The organism is Pseudomonas vranovensis DSM 16006 (assembly GCF_000425805.1).
Lineage (GTDB): Bacteria > Pseudomonadota > Gammaproteobacteria > Pseudomonadales > Pseudomonadaceae > Aquipseudomonas > Aquipseudomonas vranovensis.
Map to the genome: position 1 here is coordinate 346,301 of NZ_AUED01000003.1, position 21,989 is coordinate 368,289.

Here is a 21,989-nt window from a genome sequence, read left to right on the forward strand (position 1 = left end):
TCGGAGAAAGACATGAGTGCGCTCTACATGATTATCGGCACCCTGGTGGCATTGGGTGTGCTGGTCACCTTTCACGAATTCGGTCACTTCTGGGTGGCCCGGCGTTGTGGTGTCAAGGTCCTGCGTTTTTCCGTCGGTTTCGGCATGCCGTTGCTGCGCTGGCATGACCGCCACGGCACCGAGTTCGTGGTGGCGGCCATTCCCTTGGGTGGCTACGTCAAGATGCTCGATGAGCGTGAAGGTGACGTACCGCCAGGCCAGGCAGAGCAGTCCTTCAATCGCAAATCGGTACGCCAGCGCATCGCGATCGTCGCGGCTGGGCCTATCGCCAACTTTCTCCTCGCCATTGTGTTCTTCTGGGTGCTGGCAATGCTGGGCACCCAGCAGGAGCGCCCGGTCATTGGTGGGGTTGAGCCGGGCAGTGTGGCTGAAGTGGCGGGCCTGAAGGCGGGCCAGGAAATCATGTCCATCGATGGTAAGCCGACCAGTGGCTGGGCTGCCGTCAACCTGCAGCTGATTCGCCGCCTGGGTGAGAGTGGCCAGTTGCACATCAATGTGCGTGAGGAGGGTGCGACCGTCGACAGCGCCCATGTACTGACGCTCGATAACTGGCTCAAGGGTGCCGATGAGCCCGACCCGATCCGCTCTTTGGGGCTGCGCCTCTGGCGCCCGGCGTTGCCCCCGGTGCTGGCGGAGCTCGATCCTAAAGGCCCTGCCAAGGCAGCTGGCCTGAAAACCGGCGACCGCTTGCTGAGCCTGGATGGAAAAGCCTTGAGCGACTGGCAGCAGGTGGTCGATACCGTGCGCAGCCGTGCCGGCAGCAAGATCGTGCTGCAGGTCGAGCGTGACGGCGCCAGCCTGGACATACCGGTTACCCTGGCCACCCGTGGCGAAGGTAAATCGGCCAGTGGCTACCTGGGAGCAGGGGTGAAGCCGGTGAAGTGGCCAGATGCCATGCTTCGCGAGGTCAGCTATGGGCCGTTGGAGGCTGTTGGCGAGGGGGTTTCGAGGACCTGGAGCATGAGCGTCCTGACCCTCGAATCCTTGAAGAAAATGCTGTTCGGCGAGCTCTCGGTAAAAAACTTGAGCGGACCGATAACCATTGCTAAAGTGGCGGGCGCTTCGGCCCAGTCGGGTGTTGGAGATTTCCTGAATTTCCTCGCCTACTTGAGCATTAGCCTGGGGGTTCTTAATTTGCTGCCCATTCCTGTACTGGATGGGGGGCATTTGCTGTTCTACCTGATCGAGTGGGCGCGTGGTCGCCCGCTTTCGGATCGGGTGCAAGGTTGGGGGATCCAGATCGGTATCAGTTTGGTAGTCGGGGTGATGTTGCTTGCCCTGATAAACGATTTGGGTCGACTGTAAAGCTTCGCTCAATTGCGAACCTGCCGCGTCCCGCGGCGGGTCGTTTATTGCCAGTTGGAATAAGAAAGGACTTCATGAAACGTCTGCTGCTAACTGCGGTTCTCGCCGTACTGATGATCGCTGAAGTTCACGCCGAGTCCTTCACCATCTCCGATATTCGTGTCAATGGTCTGCAGCGGGTTTCCGCGGGCAGCGTTTTCGGCGCTTTGCCATTGAACGTCGGGGATGAGGCCGATGACCGTCGCCTGGTGGAATCCACCCGCGCGTTGTTCAAGACCGGTTTCTTCCAGGATATCCAACTGGGCCGTGACGGTAACGTCCTGATCATTACCGTGGTCGAGCGTCCTTCGGTGTCCAGCATCGAGATCGAAGGCAACAAGGCCATCAGCACTGAAGACCTTATGAAAGGTCTGAAGCAGTCGGGCCTGTCCGAAGGCGAAATTTTCCAGCGCGCCACCCTCGAGGGTGTGCGTAACGAACTGCAGCGCCAGTACGTTGCCCAGGGCCGCTACTCGGCCGAGGTCGAGACCGAAGTGGTGCCGCAACCGCGCAACCGCGTCGGCCTGAAGATCAAGATCAACGAAGGCACCGTCGCTGCCATCCAGCACATCAACGTGGTCGGCAATACCGTCTTCCCGGACGAAGACCTGATCGGCCTGTTCGAGCTCAAGACCACCAACTGGCTGTCGTTCTTCAAGAACGATGACAAGTACGCCCGCGAAAAACTCTCCGGCGACCTTGAGCGCCTGCGTTCCTACTACCTGGACCGCGGCTATATCAACATGGACATCGCCTCTACCCAGGTATCCATCACCCCGGACAAGAAGCACGTCTACATCACTGTCAACGTCAACGAAGGCGAGAAGTACACCGTTCGTGACGTCAAGCTCTCTGGTGACCTCAAGGTGCCGGAAGACCAGGTCAAGTCGCTGATGCTGGTGCAGCCAGGCCAGGTATTCTCGCGCAAGGTGATGACCACGACCTCCGAGCTGATCACCCGCCGCCTGGGTAACGAGGGCTACACCTTCGCCAACGTCAACGGCGTACCTCAGCCAAACGACCAGGATCACACTGTCGATATCACCTTCGTGGTCGATCCGGGCAAACGTGCCTACGTCAACCGTATCAACTTCCGTGGCAACACCAAGTCCGAAGACGAAGTGCTGCGCCGCGAAATGCGCCAGATGGAAGGCGGCTGGGCTTCGACCTACCTGATCGACCAGTCCAAGACCCGTCTGGAGCGCCTGGGCTTCTTCAAGGAAGTCAACGTCGAGACCCCGGCTGTTCCAGGGACCGACGACCAGGTCGACGTCAACTACAGCGTCGAGGAGCAGGCTTCCGGTTCGATCACCGCCAGCGTTGGTTTCGCCCAGAGCGCGGGCCTGATCCTCGGTGGCTCGATCAGCCAGACCAACTTCCTGGGTACCGGTAACAAGGTGTCCATCGGCCTGACTCGAAGCGAATACCAGAGCCGCTACAACTTCGGCTTCGTCGACCCCTACTGGACTGCCGATGGCGTCAGCCTGGGTTACAACGCCTTCTATCGCACCACCGACTACGATGACCTCGACGTCGACGTGGCCAGCTATGCGGTAGACAGCCTTGGTGCCGGTGTCAGCGTTGGCTACCCGATCAGCGAAACTTCGCGCCTGACCTTCGGTCTGACCGTGCAGCAGGACGAAATCAAGACGGGTAAGTACACCGTTGACGAGATCTTCGACTTCGTCAACGAAGAGGGTGACAAGTACCTGAACTTCAAGGCTTCGGCCGGCTGGTCCGAGTCGACCCTGAACAAGGGTGTGCTGGCGACCCGTGGTCACTCCCAGAGCCTGGTGCTCGAAGCGACCACGCCGGGCAGCGACCTGTCGTTCTTCAAGCTCGACTACCGTGGCCAACTGTTCAAGCCGATCACCAACGACTACACCCTGCGACTGCACACCGAGCTGGGCTATGGTGATGGTTTCGGTGGTACATCGGGCCTGCCGTTCTACGAGAACTACTATGCCGGTGGTTTCAACTCGGTCCGTGGTTTCAAGGACAGCAGCCTGGGCCCACGCAGTACCCCAAGCAACGGTCACAACCCGGGCACCATTGCCGACCCGGACCAGGATCCACTGCCGTTCGGTGGTAACGTCCTCGTGCAGGGCGGTGTAGAGCTGCTGTTCCCGCTGCCGTTCGTCAAGGATCAGCGTTCGCTGCGTACCTCGGTCTTCTGGGATGTGGGTAACGTGTTCGACACCAACTGCGGTTCCAAGCCTGATTGCGAAGATGTCGGCCTGTCGGGTCTGGCCAGCTCCGTCGGCCTGGGCGTTACCTGGATCACTGCGCTGGGCCCGTTGAGCTTCAGCCTGGCCATGCCGGTCAAGAAGCCGGACGAAGCCGATACCCAGGTGTTCCAATTCTCTCTGGGCCAGACCTTCTAAGGTCTGCCCCTTGCTAACAACGGATTCTGTAGGAGTGCATCGTGCGTAAGTTGACCCAACTGGCAGTACTGGCTGCGGCCCTGGTCGCAACCCCGGCTTTCGCCGAAATGAAAATTGCCGTGCTGAACTATCAGATGGCCCTGCTTGAATCGGACGCGGCCAAGAAATACGCCGTCGATGCCGAGAAAAAATTCGGCCCGCAATTGACCAAGCTGAAAAACCTGGAAAGCAGTGCCAAGGGCATCGCCGACCGCATTCGTGCCGGTGGCGACAAGATGGCCCAGCCAGAGCGTGAGCGTCTGGAGCTTGAATACAAGCAGAAAGCCCGTGACTTCCAGTTCCAGTCCAAGGAATTGAACGAGTCCAAGGCCGTGGCTGACCGCGAAATGCTCAAGCAGCTGAAGCCGAAGCTCGATGGCGCTGTTGAAGAAGTCATCAAGAAAGGCGGTTTTGATCTGGTTCTCGAGCGTGGCGCGGTCATTGATGTCAAGCCTCAGTATGACATCACCCGCCAGGTCATCGAGCGCATGAATCAGTCCCGTTGAGTATGACTGTGACTATGAAACTCGGTCAGTTGGCCGAGTTCCTCGGGGCTACCTTGAGTGGCCCCGCGGAGCTGGAAATCACCGGCCTGGCAACCCTTCAGGAAGCTGGGCCGGGTCAGTTGAGCTTCCTCGCCAATCCGCAGTACCGCAAGTACCTCGGTGATAGCCATGCGGCCGCCGTGCTGCTCAAGGCTGCCGATGCCGAAGGCTTTGCCGGTCATGCACTGATTGTCGCCGACCCGTACCTTGCCTACGCGCGCATCTCCCACCTGTTCGATCCAAAGCCCAGGGCTGTAGCGGGAATTCATCCCAGCGCCGTGGTTGCCAGTGATGCTCAGGTAGATGCCAGCGCCAGCGTTGGTGCCTTTGCGGTAATCGAGAGTGGTGCGCAGATCGGTCCGGGGGTATCCATCGGTGCCCAGTGTTTCATCGGCGCGCGCTGCGTGATCGGAGAGGGTGGCTGGTTGGCGCCGCGAGTAACCCTGTACCACGATGTGCGCATTGGCAAACGCGTGGTGATCCAGTCGGGCGCGGTGATCGGTGGTGAAGGCTTTGGCTTTGCCAACGATAAAGGCGTCTGGCAGAAGATCGCCCAAATTGGCGGCGTGAGCATCGGTGACGATGTCGAGATCGGCGTGAACACCGCGGTAGACCGTGGCGCCCTGGCCGACACCCGGATCGGAGACGGGGTCAAGCTCGACAACCAGATCCAGATCGCCCATAACGTACAGATCGGTGATCACACGGCAATGGCTGCGTGCGTCGGTATTTCCGGCAGTACCAAGATCGGCAAGCATTGCACCATCGCCGGCGGTGTCGGCATGGTGGGGCATATCGATGTCTGTGATGGCGTATTCGTATCCGGCATGACCATGGTCACTCGCTCCATTACCGAGCCAGGAGCCTATTCTTCCGGTACGGCGATGCAGACACTGGGCGAGTGGCGTAAAAGTGCCGCCCGGATTCGTCAACTCGACGAGATGGCCAAACGGCTCCAACAGCTGGAAAAGCGTGTCGAGGCCGTGACCTCAGGCAGCCAGCCTTCATCTGAAGGCTGATACCATTTCCTGATCGAGAGTGAATAGCCGCAGGCTGACTCTTTGATTTTGCAAAAGGAGCGCCTGGCGAATACGGGCGCTCCCTATCTTTACTACAGGCTTCCCCCCGAAATGATGGACATCAACGAGATTCGCGAATACCTGCCTCACCGTTACCCGTTCCTGCTGGTGGACCGTGTAGCGGAGCTGGACGTCGAGGCCAAGCGCATTCGTGCCTACAAGAATGTCAGCATCAACGAACCTTTCTTTAATGGTCACTTCCCGGCGCACCCGATCATGCCGGGCGTGCTGATCATCGAAGCCATGGCTCAGGCAGCCGGTATCCTTGGCTTCAAGATGCTCGATGTGAAACCGGCCGATGGCACTCTTTACTACTTCGTTGGCTCCGACAAGCTACGCTTTCGTCAGCCTGTATTGCCGGGTGACCAGCTGATCCTCGAAGCCAAGTTCATCAGTTGCAAGCGCCAGATCTGGAAGTTCGAGTGCCAGGCGTCGGTCGACGGCAAGCCGGTATGCTCGGCCGAGATCATCTGCGCGGAACGTAAACTATGAGTTTGATTGACCCTCGGGCAATCATCGATCCATCGGCGAAGCTCGCCGACGGCGTCGAGGTCGGCCCTTGGTCTATCATCGGTGCCGGGGTTGAGATCGGCGAGGGGACCATCATCGGTCCGCACGTGATACTCAAAGGCCCGACCCGTATTGGTAAGCACAACCGCATCTACCAGTTCTCCTCGGTAGGTGAAGACACCCCTGACCTCAAGTACAAGGGTGAAGCCACGCGCCTGGTGATCGGTGATCACAATGTGATTCGCGAAGGCGTGACGATCCACCGTGGCACCGTGCAAGACCGCTCGGAGACCACGCTGGGTGATCACAACCTGATCATGGCTTATGCCCATATCGGTCACGACAGCGTCATTGGCAATCATTGCATCCTGGTCAACAACACGGCGCTGGCAGGTCATGTACACGTCGACGACTGGGCGATCCTGTCCGGTTTCACCCTGGTCCATCAGTTCTGCCATATCGGTGCGCACAGCTTTTCCGGCATGGGAACGGCGATCGGCAAGGATGTTCCGGCCTATGTCACGGTGTTCGGCAACCCGGCCGAAGCTCGCAGCATGAACTTCGAGGGCATGCGTCGCAGGGGTTTCAGCGAAGATGCCATTCATGCCCTGCGTCGCGCGTACAAGGTGGTTTACCGCCAGGGCCTGACGGTCGAGCAAGCGATTGCCGAACTGGCGGAGCCTGCGACCCAATTCCCTGAAGTCGACGTGTTCCTCAAGTCGATCCAGAACTCCACCCGCGGCATCACCCGCTGATATGGCTGAACTCTGTGTAGCGCTGGTGGCGGGTGAGGCCAGCGGTGACATCCTCGGTGCCGGGTTGATGCGCGCGCTCAAGGCGCGCCATCCTCAGGTGCGCTTCATTGGCGTCGGCGGCCCGCTGATGCAGGCTGAAGGCCTGGTCTCCTACTTTCCCATGGAGCGTCTGGCGGTCATGGGCCTGGTCGAAGTGCTCGGGCGCCTGCGCGAGTTGCTCAAGCGGCGCAAGGCGCTGATCCAGACGCTGATCGAGGCACGACCGGATGTGTTCATCGGCATCGACGCCCCGGATTTTACCCTCAACATCGAATTGAACCTGCGCAAGGCCGGGATCAAGACCGTGCATTACGTCAGCCCCTCGGTTTGGGCCTGGCGGCAGAAACGCGTGTTGAAAATCCGTGAAGGCTGCGACCTGGTGCTGACACTGTTCCCCTACGAGGCCAGGTTCTACGAAGAGAAGGGTGTGCCGGTGCGTTTTGTCGGTCATCCGCTGGCCGACAGCATTCCACTGCAGGCCGACCGAGCTCAGGCTCGAGAGCAGCTTGGCCTGGGCGATGGGCCCCTGGTGGCCTTGATGCCAGGCAGTCGTGGCGGAGAAGTGGGGCGTCTGGGAACATTGTTTCTCGATGCTGCGCATCGCTTGCAGGCGCTGGTTCCCGGTGTTCGCTTCGTTTCGCCGTGCGCCAATGCCGAGCGTCGCGCGCAGCTTGAGCAGATGATGGTAGGCCGCGATTTGCCCCTGACCCTGCTCGATGGCCGCTCCCACCAGGCGCTGGCGGCCTGTGACGCGGTGCTGATCGCCTCGGGTACTGCCACCCTGGAAGCCTTGCTGTTCAAGCGCCCGATGGTGGTCGCCTACCGCATGGCGCCGCTGACTTACTGGATTCTCAAACGACTGGTCAAAAGCCCTTACGTCTCCCTGCCCAACCTGCTGGCACAGCGCATGCTAGTGCCTGAGCTGCTGCAGGAAGCCGCCACCGCCGAAGTCCTGGCCCAGACCCTGGCGCCATTGGTAGAAGGTGGCGAACAGCAGACCGAAAGTTTTGACCAGATTCACCGTACCCTGCGCCGCGATGCCTCCAACCAGGCAGCTGACGCGGTGCTGGCCTTGCTGGAAGCCCGATAGATGCAAATGGGACTGGACTTCACCCTGGTCGAAGACCTGGTGGCCGGGGTTGACGAAGTCGGCCGTGGGCCGTTGTGCGGTGCGGTGGTGACTGCCGCCGTGATTCTCGATCCGCAGCGGCCGATCCTTGGCCTGAACGACTCGAAGAAGCTCACCGAGGCCCGTCGCGAGAGGCTGTTCGACGAAATCTGCGAAAAAGCCCTGAGCTTCTGTATTGCTCGTGCCGAAGTCGAAGAAATCGATGAACTGAATATTCTGCATGCCACTATGCTGGCCATGCAGCGGGCAGTCGAAGGCCTGAGCATTACGCCAAAACTGGCCCTGATCGACGGCAATCGCTGTCCCAAGCTGTCGATTCCGGCCGAGCCGGTGATCAAGGGCGATAGCCAGGTGCCGGCAATCGCTGCCGCGTCGATTCTGGCCAAGGTCACCCGAGACCGTGAAATGGCCGCCTTTGAGTTGATTTACCCAGGCTACGGCATCGGCGGACACAAGGGGTATCCGACGCCGGTGCATCTCGAAGCCTTGGCGCGCCTGGGGCCGACGCCTATTCATCGGCGCTCCTTCGCGCCAGTGCGCGCCGCTTATGAAGCTCGAGAGGCCCTGGGTAGCGAGTTCGTCGGGGCCTGATGGCTTCGGACAGGTATCAGCAGCCCTGCGCTGGCTGATGTTTTGATCAAGGCCCGGTACAATCCGGGCCTTGTTGTTTTGTGCTGCTATAGGATCATCATGTCGGCTTCTTTCGTTCATCTTCGCCTGCACACCGAATACTCGCTGGTCGATGGCCTGGTGCGGATCAAGCCGCTGGCCAAGGCGCTGGCCGCGATGAACATGCCGGCCGTAGCGGTCACCGACCAGAGCAACATGTGTTCGCTGGTCAAGTTCTACAAGAACGCCATGGGCGCCGGCATCAAGCCGATCTGTGGTGCCGACCTGTGGTTGAGTAACGGCGACCCGGATGCTCCGCTGGCGCGCATTTGCTTCCTGGCCATGGACCCGAAGGGCTATCGCAACCTGACCGAGTTGATCTCGCGGGGCTGGGTTGACGGGCAGCGCAACGGCTTGGTGATTATCGAGCGTGACTGGATTGCCCCGGCCAGCGAGGGCCTGATCGCCCTGTCGGCCGCCAAGGAGGGTGATATCGGCCTCGCCCTGCTCAACGGCAACCCTGATGAAGCCGAGGCCTTGCTGCGCGACTGGATGGCGATGTTCCCCGATCGCTTCTATGTCGAAGTACAGCGCACCAACCGCGCAGGCGACGAAGAGTACTTGCATGCGGCAGTGGCGCTTGCCGACAAGCTGGGTGCGCCGCTGGTGGCGACCAACGATGTGCGCTTCATCAAACAGTCGGACTACGACGCCCACGAGACCCGGGTATGCATCGGTGAAGGCCGCGCCCTGGATGACCCGCGGCGCTCACGCAACTACAGCGACCAGCAGTACCTCAAAAGCCCGGAGGAAATGGCCGAGCTGTTCAGCGACCTGCCCGATGCGGTGGAAAACACCGTCGAGATTGCCAAGCGCTGCAATATCCAGGTTCAGCTGGGCAAGCACTTCCTGCCGGACTTCCCCACGCCCAACGGCATGGGCATCGACGATTACCTGCGGCATGTCTCCCACGAGGGCCTCGAAGAGCGCCTCGCGGTGCTTTGGCCGAAGGACACCACGCCCAACTATGAAGAGAAGCGCCAGGTCTACCTCGACCGCCTGAAGTTCGAGCTGGATATCATCATCCAGATGGGCTTCCCGGGTTACTTCCTGATCGTTATGGACTTCATCAAGTGGGCCAAGAACAACGGCGTGCCGGTGGGCCCGGGCCGGGGATCGGGTGCAGGCTCGCTGGTGGCCTATGTACTGAAGATTACCGACCTCGACCCGCTGGCTTATGACCTACTGTTCGAGCGTTTCCTCAACCCCGAGCGGGTTTCGATGCCCGACTTCGACGTCGACTTCTGCATGGACGGTCGCGACCGGGTGATCGAGTACGTGGCAGACGCGTACGGCCGTAACGCGGTCAGCCAGATTATTACGTTCGGCACCATGGCCGCCAAGGCGGTGGTGCGTGACGTTGCGCGGGTCCAGGGCAAGTCCTACGGCCTGGCCGATCGCCTGTCGAAGATGATCCCGTTTGAAGTCGGCATGACCTTGGAGAAGGCTTACGAGCAAGAGGAAATGCTCCGCGACTTCCTCAAGACCGACGAGGACGCCAAAGAAATCTGGGACATGGCGCTCAAGCTCGAGGGTGTCTGTCGGGGTACCGGCAAGCACGCCGGTGGCGTGGTTATCGCGCCGACCAAACTGACCGACTTCTCGCCTATCGCCTGTGATGAAGAGGGCGGTGGCCTGGTAACCCAGTTCGACAAGGATGACGTCGAGGCGGCGGGCCTGGTGAAGTTCGACTTCCTCGGCTTGCGCACGCTGACCATCATCAAGTGGGCGATGGAGACCATCAACCGCGAACAGGCCAAGAAAGGCCTGGATGACCTGAACATCGACTTCATCCCGCTGGATGACAAGAAAACCTACGACCTGCTGCAAAAAGCCGAAACCACGGCGGTATTCCAGCTTGAATCGCGAGGCATGAAGGAGCTGATCAAAAAGCTCAAGCCCGACTGCCTGGAAGACCTCATTGCACTGGTGGCACTGTTCCGTCCGGGCCCTTTGCAGTCCGGCATGGTGGATGACTTCATCAACCGCAAGCACGGCCGCGCAGAGCTGGCCTATCCGCACTCGGACTACCAGTACGAAGGCCTCAAGCCCGTATTGGCACCGACCTACGGCATCATCCTGTATCAGGAACAGGTGATGCAGATCGCCCAGGTCATGGCCGGCTATACCCTCGGTGGCGCAGACATGCTGCGCCGGGCAATGGGTAAGAAAAAGCCCGAGGAGATGGCCAAGCAGCGGGGCGGTTTCATCGAGGGTTGTGCGTCCAACAATATCGACCCCGACCTGGCCGGTAACATCTTTGACCTGGTAGAGAAATTCGCCGGCTACGGCTTCAACAAATCCCACTCCGCCGCCTATGGCCTGGTCTCGTACCAGACCGCCTGGTTGAAAACCCACCATCCGGCGCCATTCATGGCTGCGGTGCTGTCGGCGGATATGCACAACACCGACAAGGTCGTGACCTTGATCGAGGAAGTGCGCAGCATGAAGCTGCGCCTCGATGCGCCGGATGTGAATACCTCCGACTTCAAGTTCACGGTCAATGATGACGGTCGGATCGTCTATGGACTGGGTGCGATCAAGGGCGTGGGCGAGGGGCCGGTCGAGGCGATCGTCGAGGCGCGGATGGCCGGGCCGTTCAAGGATCTGTTCGATTTCTGCGAACGAGTCGACCTCAAGCGCATCAACAAACGTACCCTCGATGCCCTGATCCGCAGCGGCGCGCTGGATCGCCTGGGGCCGTATTTCCATGACGAGCTCAAGGCCTACCAGGCCAATATCGACCGCAATCGCGCGGTGCTGCTTGCAGCGATGGAAGAGGCGATCAAGGCGGCCGAACAAACCGCGCGTACCGCCGACAGCGGTCATGCCGACCTGTTTGGCGGGTTGTTCGTCGAAGCAGATGCCGATGTCTATGCCAATCACCGCAAGGCCCGCGAACTGACGCTCAAAGAGCGCCTGCGCGGCGAGAAGGACACGCTGGGCCTGTACCTCACCGGTCACCCGATCGACGAGTACGAAGGCGAGATCCGCCGGTTTGCCCGTCAGCGCATCATTGATCTGAAGCCGGCCCGCGATACCCAGACGGTGGCCGGCATGATCATCGCCCTGCGGGTGATGAAGAACAAAAAGGGTGACAAGATGGGTTTTGTCACCCTCGACGACCGCTCCGGGCGTATCGAGGCTTCACTGTTCGCCGACGCTTTCATGGCGGCCCAGGCGCTGTTGCAGACCGACGCGATGGTGGTGGTCGAGGGCGAGGTCAGCAACGATGACTTCTCCGGCGGCCTGCGACTGCGGGTCAAGCGGGTGATGAGCATGGAAGATGCCCGCACCAACCTTGCCGAAAGCCTGCGCCTGAAGGTGCACAGCGATGCCCTCAAGGGCGATCGCTTGAACTGGCTGGGCGAGTTGTTCAAGCGCCATCGTGGCGCGTGCCCGATCACCATGGAGTACACCGGCAGTGATGCGAAGGCCATGCTGCAGTTCGGCGAAGGTTGGCGAATCGACCCGGCCGATGGCCTGATTCAGGCACTGCGTGACCAGTTCGGACGTGAGAACGTCTTTTTGCAATATCGATGAATTTTTAATCTCGACCTGAATGCGCCTGATCCCTTAAGGTAGGGCGCCAAACGGATCAACCGGCCGGCCGCCTGGCCGTAGACCCAAGACGGATGCCTATGAACCCGAATTTCCTGGATTTCGAACAGCCGATTGCTGACCTGCAAGCCAAGATCGAAGAGCTGCGCCTGGTGGGCAATGACAACTCGCTGAACATCGGCGATGAGATCGCCCGTCTGCAAGACAAGAGCAGCACTCTGACCGAAAGCATCTTCGGCAACCTGACCAGTTGGCAGATCGCCCGCCTGGCCCGTCACCCCCGTCGTCCGTACACCCTGGACTACATCGACCATATTTTCACCGAATTCGACGAGCTGCACGGCGACCGGCATTTTTCCGACGATGCCGCGATCGTTGGTGGTATCGCCCGTCTGGATGACAAACCGGTGATGGTGATCGGTCACCAGAAAGGCCGTGAGGTCCGCGAGAAGGTGCGTCGCAACTTCGGCATGCCGCGTCCGGAAGGCTACCGCAAGGCTTGTCGCCTGATGGAAATGGCCGAACGCTTCAAGATGCCGATCCTGACCTTCATCGACACCCCAGGTGCTTACCCCGGCATCGACGCTGAAGAACGCAACCAGAGTGAAGCCATTGCCTGGAACCTGCGTGTCATGGCGCGCCTTAAAACCCCGATCATCGCCACTGTCATCGGTGAGGGCGGCTCTGGCGGCGCATTGGCCATTGGTGTGTGCGACCAGCTGAACATGCTGCAGTACTCCACTTACTCGGTGATCTCGCCGGAAGGCTGTGCCTCGATCCTGTGGAAGACCGCCGACAAGGCGTCCGATGCTGCTGAAGCCATGGGTATCACTGCCGAGCGCCTCAAGGGCCTGGGTATTGTCGACAAGGTGATTTCCGAGCCACTGGGCGGTGCGCACCGCGACCCGGCGAAAATGTCGGAAAGCATCCGTGGCGAACTGGTCGAGCAGTTGGCCATGCTCAAGAAGTTCGACAACGACGCGCTGCTCAAGCGCCGTTATGATCGCCTGATGAGCTACGGGCTCTGATCTCGAGCCCGCTCCCACACCCTGTAGGAGCGGGCTTGCCCCGCGATCGCCAATGATCGACATCACCCGCCAACTATCCCCCTGGCTTCAAGCCCCTTCCTGGTGCGTCGCCCTCTCCGGCGGCCTGGACTCCACCGTCCTCCTGCACGTGCTCGTCCACGCCTCGCATCACCAGCCACTCCCGCCCATTCGAGCGATTCACATCCATCATGGCCTGCAAGCCAGCGCTGACAGCTGGCCGGCGCATTGCCAGCGCCTGTGCGACGCCTTGGGTGTCAGGCTGCAGGTCGTCAATGTCAAGGTCGCCCCAGGGGCGAGCCTCGAGCAAGGCGCGCGTGATGCCCGCTATGCGGCCTTCGCGCAATCCTTGCAGGCAGGTGAGGTCTTGCTGACTGGCCAGCACCGCGAAGACCAGGCGGAAACCCTGCTGTTCCGGTTGCTCCGTGGTGCAGGAGTCCGTGGCCTGGCGGGCATGCCACAGGTCCGTGCGCTGGGGCAGGGGGTGTTGCTGCGGCCATTGCTCGATGTACCACGTCAGGTTCTTGAAGCTTATGGTCGCGAGCAGCAGTTGCAGTGGGTGGAGGACCCGTCCAACAGCGACACCCGGTTTTCTCGCAACTACCTGCGTCATGCAGTGTTCCCCGTACTACAGCAACGCTGGCCCCAGGTGGCGCAAAACCTGGCGCGAAGCGCCGAGCACCTGGGCGAGGCGCAAGGGTTGCTCGATGAACTGGCCGTTCAAGATCTTGCCCGGGCCTCGACCCCAGGTGGGATTGACTGGCTGACCCTGGCTTCGCTGGACTTGACCGTGCTGCGCGGGCTTTCGCCGGCGCGCCAGCGCAATGCACTGCAGTACTGGCTGGCCCCGCGCACGCGCTTGCCCGATGCGCGACACTGGGCTGGTTGGGAAAGCCTGCGCGACGCAGTGGGGGATGGGCAGCCCTGCTGGCAACTGACCGACGGCGAACTGCATCGCAGTCACAGCCGTATCTGGTGGTTGGCCGACGACTGGCTGAAGACGCCACAGGTGCAAAGCTGGGATTGCCCGGGTCAGGCGCTGGAGTTGGCCGACAATGGCCGTGTGCAGTTGAGCGGCATCTTGCCGCAGGGGCCGCTGCACATTGCCTACCGCCAGGGTGGCGAGGTCTTGCAGGTTGCGGGTCGCGGTCGCCGAGACCTCAAGCGCTTGCTCAACGAGCACCAGATGCCGCCGTTCGTCCGCTCGCGCCTGCCGCTGCTCTATCGTGGCGAGCAGTTGCTGGCCGTGGCCAACCTGCCCGGCTTGAGCCAGGGCGAATGGCAATTGCATTGGTGTGTACCGACGAGCGAGCAAGGTTTGAGATGAAAGGCACATTCGGGTAGACTACGCTCCCTTCTTGATACAGCTTCTGTGGCTTCCCCGAAATCACAGCAGTTGCCGATTACCAAGCAGTTTTTTGCTGGGCGATTCTAAAAATGTTTAGCGAGCTCCTAACCGGGATTCCAACCCCTGGTGTGTCCAGACGCGGCAGTTTTTTAAGATGCACTGTGATTGACGCAGGTGATCGGGGGCTTCGGCCTTCCTTCGCTTTCCCCGGCGGCACTGACCGCTTTAACGCAGACTTCTAGGGTTTTTCATGACGCGCTACATATTCGTCACGGGCGGTGTTGTTTCTTCATTGGGGAAAGGCATTGCCTCGGCTTCATTGGCGGCCATCCTGGAGGCGCGGGGGCTCAAGGTCACCATGCTCAAGCTGGACCCGTACATCAACGTCGACCCGGGCACCATGAGCCCGTTCCAGCACGGTGAAGTGTTCGTCACCCACGACGGCGCCGAGACCGACCTGGACCTGGGCCACTACGAGCGGTTCATCCGCACGACCATGACCCAGAACAACAACTTCACCACCGGCCGTATCTACGAGCACGTGCTGCGCAAGGAGCGCCGTGGTGATTACCTGGGCGCGACCATCCAGGTCATTCCGCACATCACCGACGAGATCAAGCGCCGCATCATCAAGGGCGCCGGCGATGCCGACGTGGCCCTGGTGGAGATCGGTGGCACCGTGGGTGACATCGAGTCGCAACCGTTCCTCGAGGCGATTCGCCAGTTGCGCGTTGAAGTGGGTTCCAAGCGCGCCATGCTGATGCACTTGACCCTGGTGCCGTACATCGCCACCGCTGGCGAGACCAAGACCAAGCCAACCCAGCACTCGGTCAAGGAGCTGCGCTCCATCGGCCTGCAGCCTGATGTGCTGATCTGCCGTTCCGACCATCCGGTCGACGTCTCCTCGCGTCGCAAGATTGCCCTGTTCACCAACGTCGAAGAGCGTGCGGTGATCTCCCTGGAAGACGTCGATACCATCTACAAGATCCCGGCCGTGCTGCACGCCCAGGGCCTCGATGACTTCGTCGTCGAGCGTTTCGGCCTGCAGTGCAATGGCGCCGACCTGTCCGAGTGGGAAAAGGTCGTCGATGCCAAGCTCAATCCAGAGCACGAAGTGACCATCGCCATGGTCGGCAAGTACATGGAACTGCTGGACGCCTACAAATCGTTGATCGAAGCGATGAGCCATGCCGGCATCCAGAATCGTACCAAGGTCAACCTGCGCTACATCGACTCCGAAGACATCGAGAACCAGGGCACCAGCCTGCTCGAAGGCGCCGATGCCATCCTGGTACCGGGCGGCTTCGGTCTGCGCGGTGTCGAAGGCAAGATCACTGCCGTGCAGTACGCTCGCGAGAACAAGGTCCCTTACCTGGGTATCTGCCTGGGCATGCAAGTGGCGGTCATCGAGTTCGCTCGTAACGTCATGGGCTGGAAAGACGCCAACTCCACCGAGTTCGATCGCAACAGTGGTCACCCGGTCGTTGGTCTGATCACCGAGTGGGAAGATGCCACTGGCGCGGTCGAGACCCGCACCGAAGCGTCCGACCTGGGCGGCACCATGCGTCTGGGTGCCCAGGAGTGCCAGCTGGAAAGCGGCTCCAAGGTCCATGACTGCTACGCCAAGGATGTGATCGTCGAACGTCATCGTCACCGCTACGAAGTGAACAACAAGTTGCTGCCACAGCTGGTCGAAGCCGGCCTCAAGGTTTCCGGTCGCTCCGGTGACGGCGCGCTGGTTGAAGTGGTCGAGTCCCAGGATCATCCATGGTTCGTCGCTTGCCAGTTCCACCCTGAGTTCACCTCGACCCCGCGTGACGGCCATCCGCTGTTCAGCGGCTTCGTCAAGGCGGCACTGGCTCAAAAGAACAAGGCCTGATCCATGACCCAGAAGATCATCCGCGTCGGTAACATCGAGATCGCCAACGACAAGCCGTTCGTCCTGTTCGGCGGCATGAACGTGCTGGAGTCTCGTGACCTGGCCATGCAGATCTGCGAAGAGTACGTAAGGGTTACGGAGAAGCTCGGTATCCCCTACGTGTTCAAGGCAAGCTTCGACAAGGCCAACCGTTCGTCGAGCCACTCTTACCGCGGCCCCGGCCTGGAAGAGGGGCTGAAGATCTTCGAAGAGATCAAGCAGACCTTCAAGGTTCCGGTGATCACCGATGTCCACGAGCCGCATCAGGCGCAAGCCGTTGCGGACGTCTGCGATATCATCCAGTTGCCGGCGTTTCTGTCGCGCCAGACTGACCTGGTCGTGGCCATGGCCAGGACCGGTGCGGTGATCAACATCAAGAAGGCTCAGTTCCTCGCACCCCAGGAGATGAAACACATCCTGTCCAAGTGCGAGGAAAACGGTAACGATCAATTGATCCTGTGCGAGCGTGGTTCCAGCTTCGGGTATAACAACCTGGTGGTGGACATGCTCGGTTTCGGGATCATGAAGCAGTTCGAGTACCCGGTGTTTTTCGACGTGACCCACGCCCTGCAAATGCCGGGCGGTCGTGCCGACTCCGCCGGTGGCCGCCGCGCCCAGGTTACCGACCTAGCCAAGGCCGGCCTGAGTCAAGGGCTGGCGGGGCTGTTCCTCGAGTCCCACCCCGACCCGGACAACGCCAAGTGTGACGGTCCATGCGCCCTGCGCCTGGACAAACTGGAGCCATTCCTGGCCCAGCTCAAGCAACTGGACGATCTGGTGAAAAGTTTTCCGACGGTAGAAACCGCGTAAAGCTCATTTCTCCGGTAAAGTACCGCCCGTTCAACCCCTGACCCGTGGGTCAGGGGTTTGCCATCGTCAGGCCTGCCCACTATCAACAGCCAGGCGAGCGGCAAGGATTTTTCTCAGCTGCGTTGTTTTCGTCAATTCTGGAGTGCTTACAACAATGGCAAAAATCGTCGACATCAAAGGTCGTGAAGTTCTCGATTCGCGTGGTAACCCCACCGTAGAAGCGGACGTACTGCTCGACAACGGCATCATCGGCAGCGCTTGCGCGCCGTCCGGTGCTTCCACTGGCTCGCGCGAAGCGCTGGAGCTGCGTGATGGCGACAAGAGCCGTTACATGGGCAAGGGCGTCCTGAAGGCCGTTGCCAACATCAACGGCCCGATCCGCGACCTGCTGCTGGGCAAGGATCCACTTGACCAGAAAGCCCTGGACCGCGCCATGATCGAACTGGACGGTACCGAGAACAAGGCCAAGCTGGGTGCCAACGCCATCCTCGCCGTGTCCCTGGCTGCCGCCAAGGCCGCTGCCCAGGACCAGGACCTGCCGCTGTACGCGCACATCGCCAACCTCAACGGTACCCCTGGCCAGTACTCCATGCCTGTCCCGATGATGAACATCATCAACGGCGGCGAGCACGCCGACAACAACGTCGACATCCAGGAGTTCATGGTTCAGCCGGTAGGCGCCAAGACCTTCTCCGACGCGCTGCGCATGGGCACCGAGATTTTCCATCACCTCAAGGCTGTATTGAAGGCTCGTGGCCTGAACACCGCCGTGGGTGACGAAGGTGGTTTCGCTCCTAACCTGGCATCCAACGAAGACGCCCTGTCGGCCATTGCCGAAGCCATTGCCAACGCTGGCTACAAGCTGGGTACCGACGTGACCCTGGCCCTGGACTGCGCGGCCAGCGAGTTCTACGAAGATGGCAAGTACAACCTGTCCGGCGAAGGCAAGTCGTTCGACGCTGCCGGTTTTGCCGACTACCTCAAAGGCCTGACCGAGCGCTTCCCGATCATCTCGATCGAAGACGGTCTGGACGAGTCCGACTGGGCTGGTTGGAAGATCCTCACCGACAAGATCGGCGACAAGGTACAGCTGGTCGGTGACGACCTGTTCGTGACCAACACCAAGATCCTCAAAGAAGGTATCGACAAGCAGATCGGCAACTCGATCCTGATCAAGTTCAACCAGATCGGCTCGTTGACCGAAACCCTGGAAGCCATCCAGATGGCCAAGGCTGCCGGTTACACCGCGGTGATCTCGCACCGTTCGGGCGAAACCGAGGATTCGACCATTGCCGACCTGGCCGTGGGTACCGCTGCTGGCCAGATCAAGACCGGTTCGCTGTGCCGTTCCGACCGCGTTTCCAAGTACAACCAGCTGCTGCGTATCGAAGAGCAACTGGGCAGCAAGGCTGTGTACCGTGGTCGTGCCGAGTTTCGCGGCTAAGCAAGAGATGGTAAAAAGACAGCAGCCCAAGCGCGCCGAGCAGTCATACTGACTGTTCAGCCGCTTTTTGCCGCAGGTCTGTGAACACAAAGCCTGGCTTCGGCCAGGCTTCGTGCCATCAGCGCCCTGCACAAGTGGCGGTCTTTTTCCACTGGATACCCTGATGCGCAGTCCCTATTGGTTGTTCCTCGTCTTGCTTCTGCTGCTCGGTGGCCTGCAGTATCGTTTGTGGGTGGGCAATGGCAGCCTGGCCCATGTCACCGAACTCCAGCAGCAGATTGCCGACCAGCACGCCGAGAATGAGCGCTTGCTGGAACGTAATCGTGTGCTTGATGCAGAAGTACTGGAGTTGAAGAAAGGTATGGAAACCGTCGAAGAACGGGCACGCCATGAATTGGGTATGGTCAAGGAGGGTGAAACCCTCTACCAGTTGGCCCAATGAGCCAGAACTTGCCGGCCTTCTGGGCCGTGATTCCCGCCGCGGGCGTTGGTGCCCGCATGGCTGCCGACCGCCCCAAGCAATATTTGCAACTGGGCGGGCAGACCATTCTCGAGCATAGCCTCGACTGTTTTCTCGACCATCCTTGTGTAAAAGGGGTGGTTGTCAGCGTTGCTGCTGACGATCCTTACTGGCCCGGCCTGCGTTGCGCCCATGATCCGCGCATCCAGCATGCAGCTGGCGGTCAGGAACGCGCCGACTCCGTGCTCAATGCCCTGCTGTTGCTGCATGCCCAAGGCGCCGCCGACAGTGACTGGGTGCTGGTTCACGATGCGGCGCGGCCAAACCTGGCGCGCAGCGATCTGGATCGCTTGTTGGCCGAACTTGCCGACGATCCGGTCGGAGGCCTGCTGGCCGTGCCTGCACGTGACACCCTGAAACGCGCCGATGCCAAGGGTCGGGTCAGTGCAACCATTGACCGTAGCACTGTGTGGCAGGCTTACACGCCGCAGATGTTTCGTCTCGGTGCCTTGCATCGGGCGTTGGCCGACAGCCTGGTGGCCGATGTGGCCATCACCGATGAGTCTTCGGCTATCGAGTGGGCTGGGCAGGCGCCTCGTTTGATTGAAGGGCGCAGTGACAACATCAAGGTGACCCGGCCGGAAGACCTGGAGTGGTTGCGCCAACGCTGGGCCAAGCGCTGACGTGAAACCTGCACTGTAGGGGCAGGCTTGCCCCGTGATGCTGGGCTAAGCACCTCGGTACTCCGGTAACGTCGCCAACCCCTCTCGTAAAAAGTCCACTAGTTTGCGCACCTTGGGTGACAGATGCCGCTGCTGCGGATACAGCGCCCACACCGCGGTGTTGGGCGGCTGGTGGGTTTCCAGCAGCGATACCAGGGCACCGCTCTTGAGGTGTTCCAGAACGTAGTAATCCGGCAACTGGCACAAGCCTATCCCTTGCAGTGCGGCATCCAGCACCGCCTGGCCACTGTTGCAGCGCCAGTTGCCCTGTACCCGCAGGCCGTATTCGCGGCCATCCTGCTGCAGTGGCCAGGTATCCGTGCTGCCGATCAGGCAGTTGTGTCGCGCCAGTTCCGACAGGCTGTGCGGTCGACCATAGCGCTTCACGTAGGCCGGTGAGGCGCACAGGTACATGCGCCTGGGCGCCAGGCGGGTGGCCACCAACCGCGAGTCCTGCAGGCGGCCCAGGCGAATGGCCAGGTCCAGTCCTTCATGCAACAGGTCCAAGGTGCGATTGCTCAACTCGATGTCGACCCGCAACTGCGGGTATAACGCCATGAAGCGGGTCACCAGTGGAACGATAAAGCGCTCGCCATACGCCACTGCACATGTCATGCGCAGCAAGCCCTTGGGCTCGCTGGTGAGGTCGCCCATCGCGCGCAGGGCTTCTTCGCGGCCATCTTGCAGGCGCTGACAATGTTGCAGGAACGTCTGCCCGGCTTCGCTCAACGTAACCTTGCGGGTACTGCGGTAGAGCAGGCGTGTTTGCAGGCGGTCTTCCAGGCGCGCGATCTGGCGGCTGATGTGGGATGAAGAAACGCCCAGGCGCTCGGCGGCGGCAGTGAACTGACCCGATTCGGCGACAGCGACGAACTCGTCGATGCCTTCCCAGCGGCTGATCATTGATTATCCCTGTATGGCAATAATGTTTTGTCTTCGGCCGGATTATTCATCAAATACGGATGAATTACACTGCGGACTTGAACTGACCCCTTGTTGGAGAAGATTGATGATCAAGTCCCGTGCCGCCGTTGCTTTCGAGGCCAAGAAACCGCTGGAGATCGTCGAGGTCGACGTGGCCATGCCCAAGGCAGGTGAAGTGCTGCTTCGCGTGGTCGCCAGTGGCGTCTGCCACACCGATGCCTACACGCTCTCCGGTGCAGACCCTGAAGGCATCTTCCCATCGATCCTCGGCCATGAAGGCGGTGCGGTCGTCGAAGCGGTGGGCGAGGGCGTCACGTCGGTCGCAGTCGGCGATCATGTGATCCCGCTGTACACCCCCGAATGCGGCCAGTGCAAATTCTGCCGCTCCGGCAAGACCAACCTGTGCCAGGCCATTCGCGCCACCCAGGGCAAAGGGCTGATGCCTGATGGCACCACGCGCTTCTCCTACAAAGGTCAGCAGCTGTTCCACTACATGGGCACCTCGACGTTCTCCGAGTACACCGTGCTCCCGGAAATCTCCGTGGCCAAGATCCAGAAAGAAGCCCCCCTGGAGAAAGTCTGCCTGCTCGGTTGTGGCGTCACGACGGGCATCGGCGCCGTGCTCAACACCGCCAAGGTCAAGCCGGGCGATACGGTGGCCATCTTTGGCCTGGGTGGCATCGGCTTGTCGGCGATCATTGGCGCGGTAAAAGCCAAGGCTTCGCGAATCATTGCCGTTGACATCAACCCGGGCAAGTTCGAGATTGCCAAGCAGCTGGGCGCTACCGATTGCGTCAACCCGAAAGACTACGATCGCCCGATCCAGGAGGTCATCGTCGACCTTACCGACGGTGGCGTGGACTTCTCCTTTGAATGCGTGGGTAACGTGCAACTGATGCGAGCAGCGCTGGAGTGTTGCCACAAGGGCTGGGGTGAGTCGGTGATCATTGGAGTGGCCGGTGCCGGCCAGGAAATCTCTACGCGTCCGTTCCAGTTGGTGACCGGTCGTGTCTGGCGTGGTTCGGCCTTTGGTGGCGTGCGTGGCCGCAGCGAGCTGCCAAGCTACGTCGAAATGTCGGAAAAAGGCGAGATCCCGCTGGATACCTTCATCACTCACACCATGGGTCTGGAAGACATCAACAAAGCGTTCGACCTCATGCATGAAGGCAAGAGTATCCGTAGCGTCATTCATTTCTGAGGTTT

The 21,989-nt window shown here is 60.5% G+C and carries 18 protein-coding genes; 17 read left to right on the forward strand and 1 reads right to left on the reverse strand.

Annotation, left to right across the window (positions count from 1 at the left end):
• The first annotated feature begins 12 nt into the window (after positions 1-12).
• From rseP to ispD, 16 genes are all read left to right on the forward strand, one after another.
• On the forward strand, positions 13-1,365 hold the full coding sequence (gene rseP, locus H621_RS0108580) for an RIP metalloprotease RseP (protein ID WP_028942993.1): 1,353 nt from the start codon (positions 13-15) through the stop codon (positions 1,363-1,365).
• A 74-nt stretch (positions 1,366-1,439) separates the two neighbouring features.
• Positions 1,440-3,788 carry an outer membrane protein assembly factor BamA gene (gene bamA / locus H621_RS0108585; protein ID WP_028942994.1) on the forward strand — a complete coding sequence of 783 codons (2,349 nt, stop codon included), beginning with the start codon at positions 1,440-1,442 and terminating at the stop codon, positions 3,786-3,788.
• A 41-nt stretch (positions 3,789-3,829) separates the two neighbouring features.
• On the forward strand, positions 3,830-4,333 hold the full coding sequence (locus tag H621_RS0108590) for an OmpH/Skp family outer membrane protein (RefSeq protein WP_010224837.1): 504 nt from the start codon (positions 3,830-3,832) through the stop codon (positions 4,331-4,333).
• 2 nt (positions 4,334-4,335) lie between these two features.
• Positions 4,336-5,391 carry a UDP-3-O-(3-hydroxymyristoyl)glucosamine N-acyltransferase gene (gene lpxD / locus H621_RS0108595; RefSeq protein WP_028942995.1) on the forward strand — a complete coding sequence of 352 codons (1,056 nt, stop codon included), beginning with the start codon at positions 4,336-4,338 and terminating at the stop codon, positions 5,389-5,391.
• A 111-nt stretch (positions 5,392-5,502) separates the two neighbouring features.
• On the forward strand, positions 5,503-5,943 hold the full coding sequence (fabZ, locus tag H621_RS0108600; RefSeq protein WP_028942996.1) for a 3-hydroxyacyl-ACP dehydratase FabZ: 441 nt from the start codon (positions 5,503-5,505) through the stop codon (positions 5,941-5,943).
• On the forward strand, positions 5,940-6,716 hold the full coding sequence (lpxA, locus tag H621_RS0108605; protein ID WP_028942997.1) for an acyl-ACP--UDP-N-acetylglucosamine O-acyltransferase: 777 nt from the start codon (positions 5,940-5,942) through the stop codon (positions 6,714-6,716). Before fabZ ends, lpxA begins: the two co-directional genes overlap by 4 nt.
• 1 nt (position 6,717) lies before the next feature.
• Positions 6,718-7,845, forward strand: a complete 1,128-nt coding sequence (gene lpxB, locus H621_RS0108610) for a lipid-A-disaccharide synthase (RefSeq protein WP_028942998.1) — start codon at positions 6,718-6,720, stop codon at positions 7,843-7,845.
• The gene (gene rnhB / locus H621_RS0108615; RefSeq protein WP_028942999.1) at positions 7,846-8,475 is read left to right on the forward strand and encodes a ribonuclease HII; all 630 of its coding nucleotides are present in this window, start codon (positions 7,846-7,848) and stop codon (positions 8,473-8,475) included.
• A gap of 99 nt (positions 8,476-8,574) precedes the next feature.
• Positions 8,575-12,096: a DNA polymerase III subunit alpha gene (gene dnaE / locus H621_RS0108620; protein WP_028943000.1), complete on the forward strand. Its 3,522-nt coding sequence runs from the start codon at positions 8,575-8,577 to the stop codon at positions 12,094-12,096.
• 98 nt (positions 12,097-12,194) lie between these two features.
• A complete protein-coding gene (locus H621_RS0108625; protein WP_028943001.1) occupies positions 12,195-13,142 on the forward strand; it encodes an acetyl-CoA carboxylase carboxyltransferase subunit alpha in 948 nt (315 codons plus the stop codon).
• Positions 13,143-13,194: 52 nt separating this feature from the next.
• Positions 13,195-14,487, forward strand: coding sequence for a tRNA lysidine(34) synthetase TilS (tilS, locus tag H621_RS0108630; RefSeq protein ID WP_028943002.1), 1,293 nt, complete (start codon positions 13,195-13,197; stop codon positions 14,485-14,487).
• A 271-nt stretch (positions 14,488-14,758) separates the two neighbouring features.
• Positions 14,759-16,387, forward strand: coding sequence for a CTP synthase (locus H621_RS0108635; protein WP_028943003.1), 1,629 nt, complete (start codon positions 14,759-14,761; stop codon positions 16,385-16,387).
• 3 nt (positions 16,388-16,390) lie between these two features.
• Positions 16,391-17,236, forward strand: a complete 846-nt coding sequence (gene kdsA, locus H621_RS0108640; protein ID WP_028943004.1) for a 3-deoxy-8-phosphooctulonate synthase — start codon at positions 16,391-16,393, stop codon at positions 17,234-17,236.
• A gap of 154 nt (positions 17,237-17,390) precedes the next feature.
• Positions 17,391-18,680: a phosphopyruvate hydratase gene (gene eno, locus H621_RS0108645; protein ID WP_028943005.1), complete on the forward strand. Its 1,290-nt coding sequence runs from the start codon at positions 17,391-17,393 to the stop codon at positions 18,678-18,680.
• Positions 18,681-18,843: 163 nt separating this feature from the next.
• A complete protein-coding gene (gene ftsB, locus H621_RS0108650; protein WP_028943006.1) occupies positions 18,844-19,122 on the forward strand; it encodes a cell division protein FtsB in 279 nt (92 codons plus the stop codon).
• Positions 19,119-19,823, forward strand: a complete 705-nt coding sequence (gene ispD, locus H621_RS0108655) for a 2-C-methyl-D-erythritol 4-phosphate cytidylyltransferase (RefSeq protein WP_028943007.1) — start codon at positions 19,119-19,121, stop codon at positions 19,821-19,823. The genes ftsB and ispD overlap by 4 nt, the downstream gene beginning before the upstream one ends.
• Before the next feature lie 45 nt (positions 19,824-19,868).
• Here ispD and H621_RS0108660 read toward each other — a convergent pair whose 3' ends face one another.
• Positions 19,869-20,762 carry a LysR substrate-binding domain-containing protein gene (locus H621_RS0108660; protein WP_167332100.1) on the reverse strand — a complete coding sequence of 298 codons (894 nt, stop codon included), beginning with the start codon at positions 20,760-20,762 and terminating at the stop codon, positions 19,869-19,871.
• Between the two features lie 109 nt (positions 20,763-20,871).
• Here H621_RS0108660 and H621_RS0108665 point away from each other — a divergent pair, with 109 nt between their 5' ends.
• Positions 20,872-21,984, forward strand: coding sequence for an S-(hydroxymethyl)glutathione dehydrogenase/class III alcohol dehydrogenase (locus H621_RS0108665; RefSeq protein ID WP_028943009.1), 1,113 nt, complete (start codon positions 20,872-20,874; stop codon positions 21,982-21,984).
• Positions 21,985-21,989 lie beyond the last annotated feature (5 nt).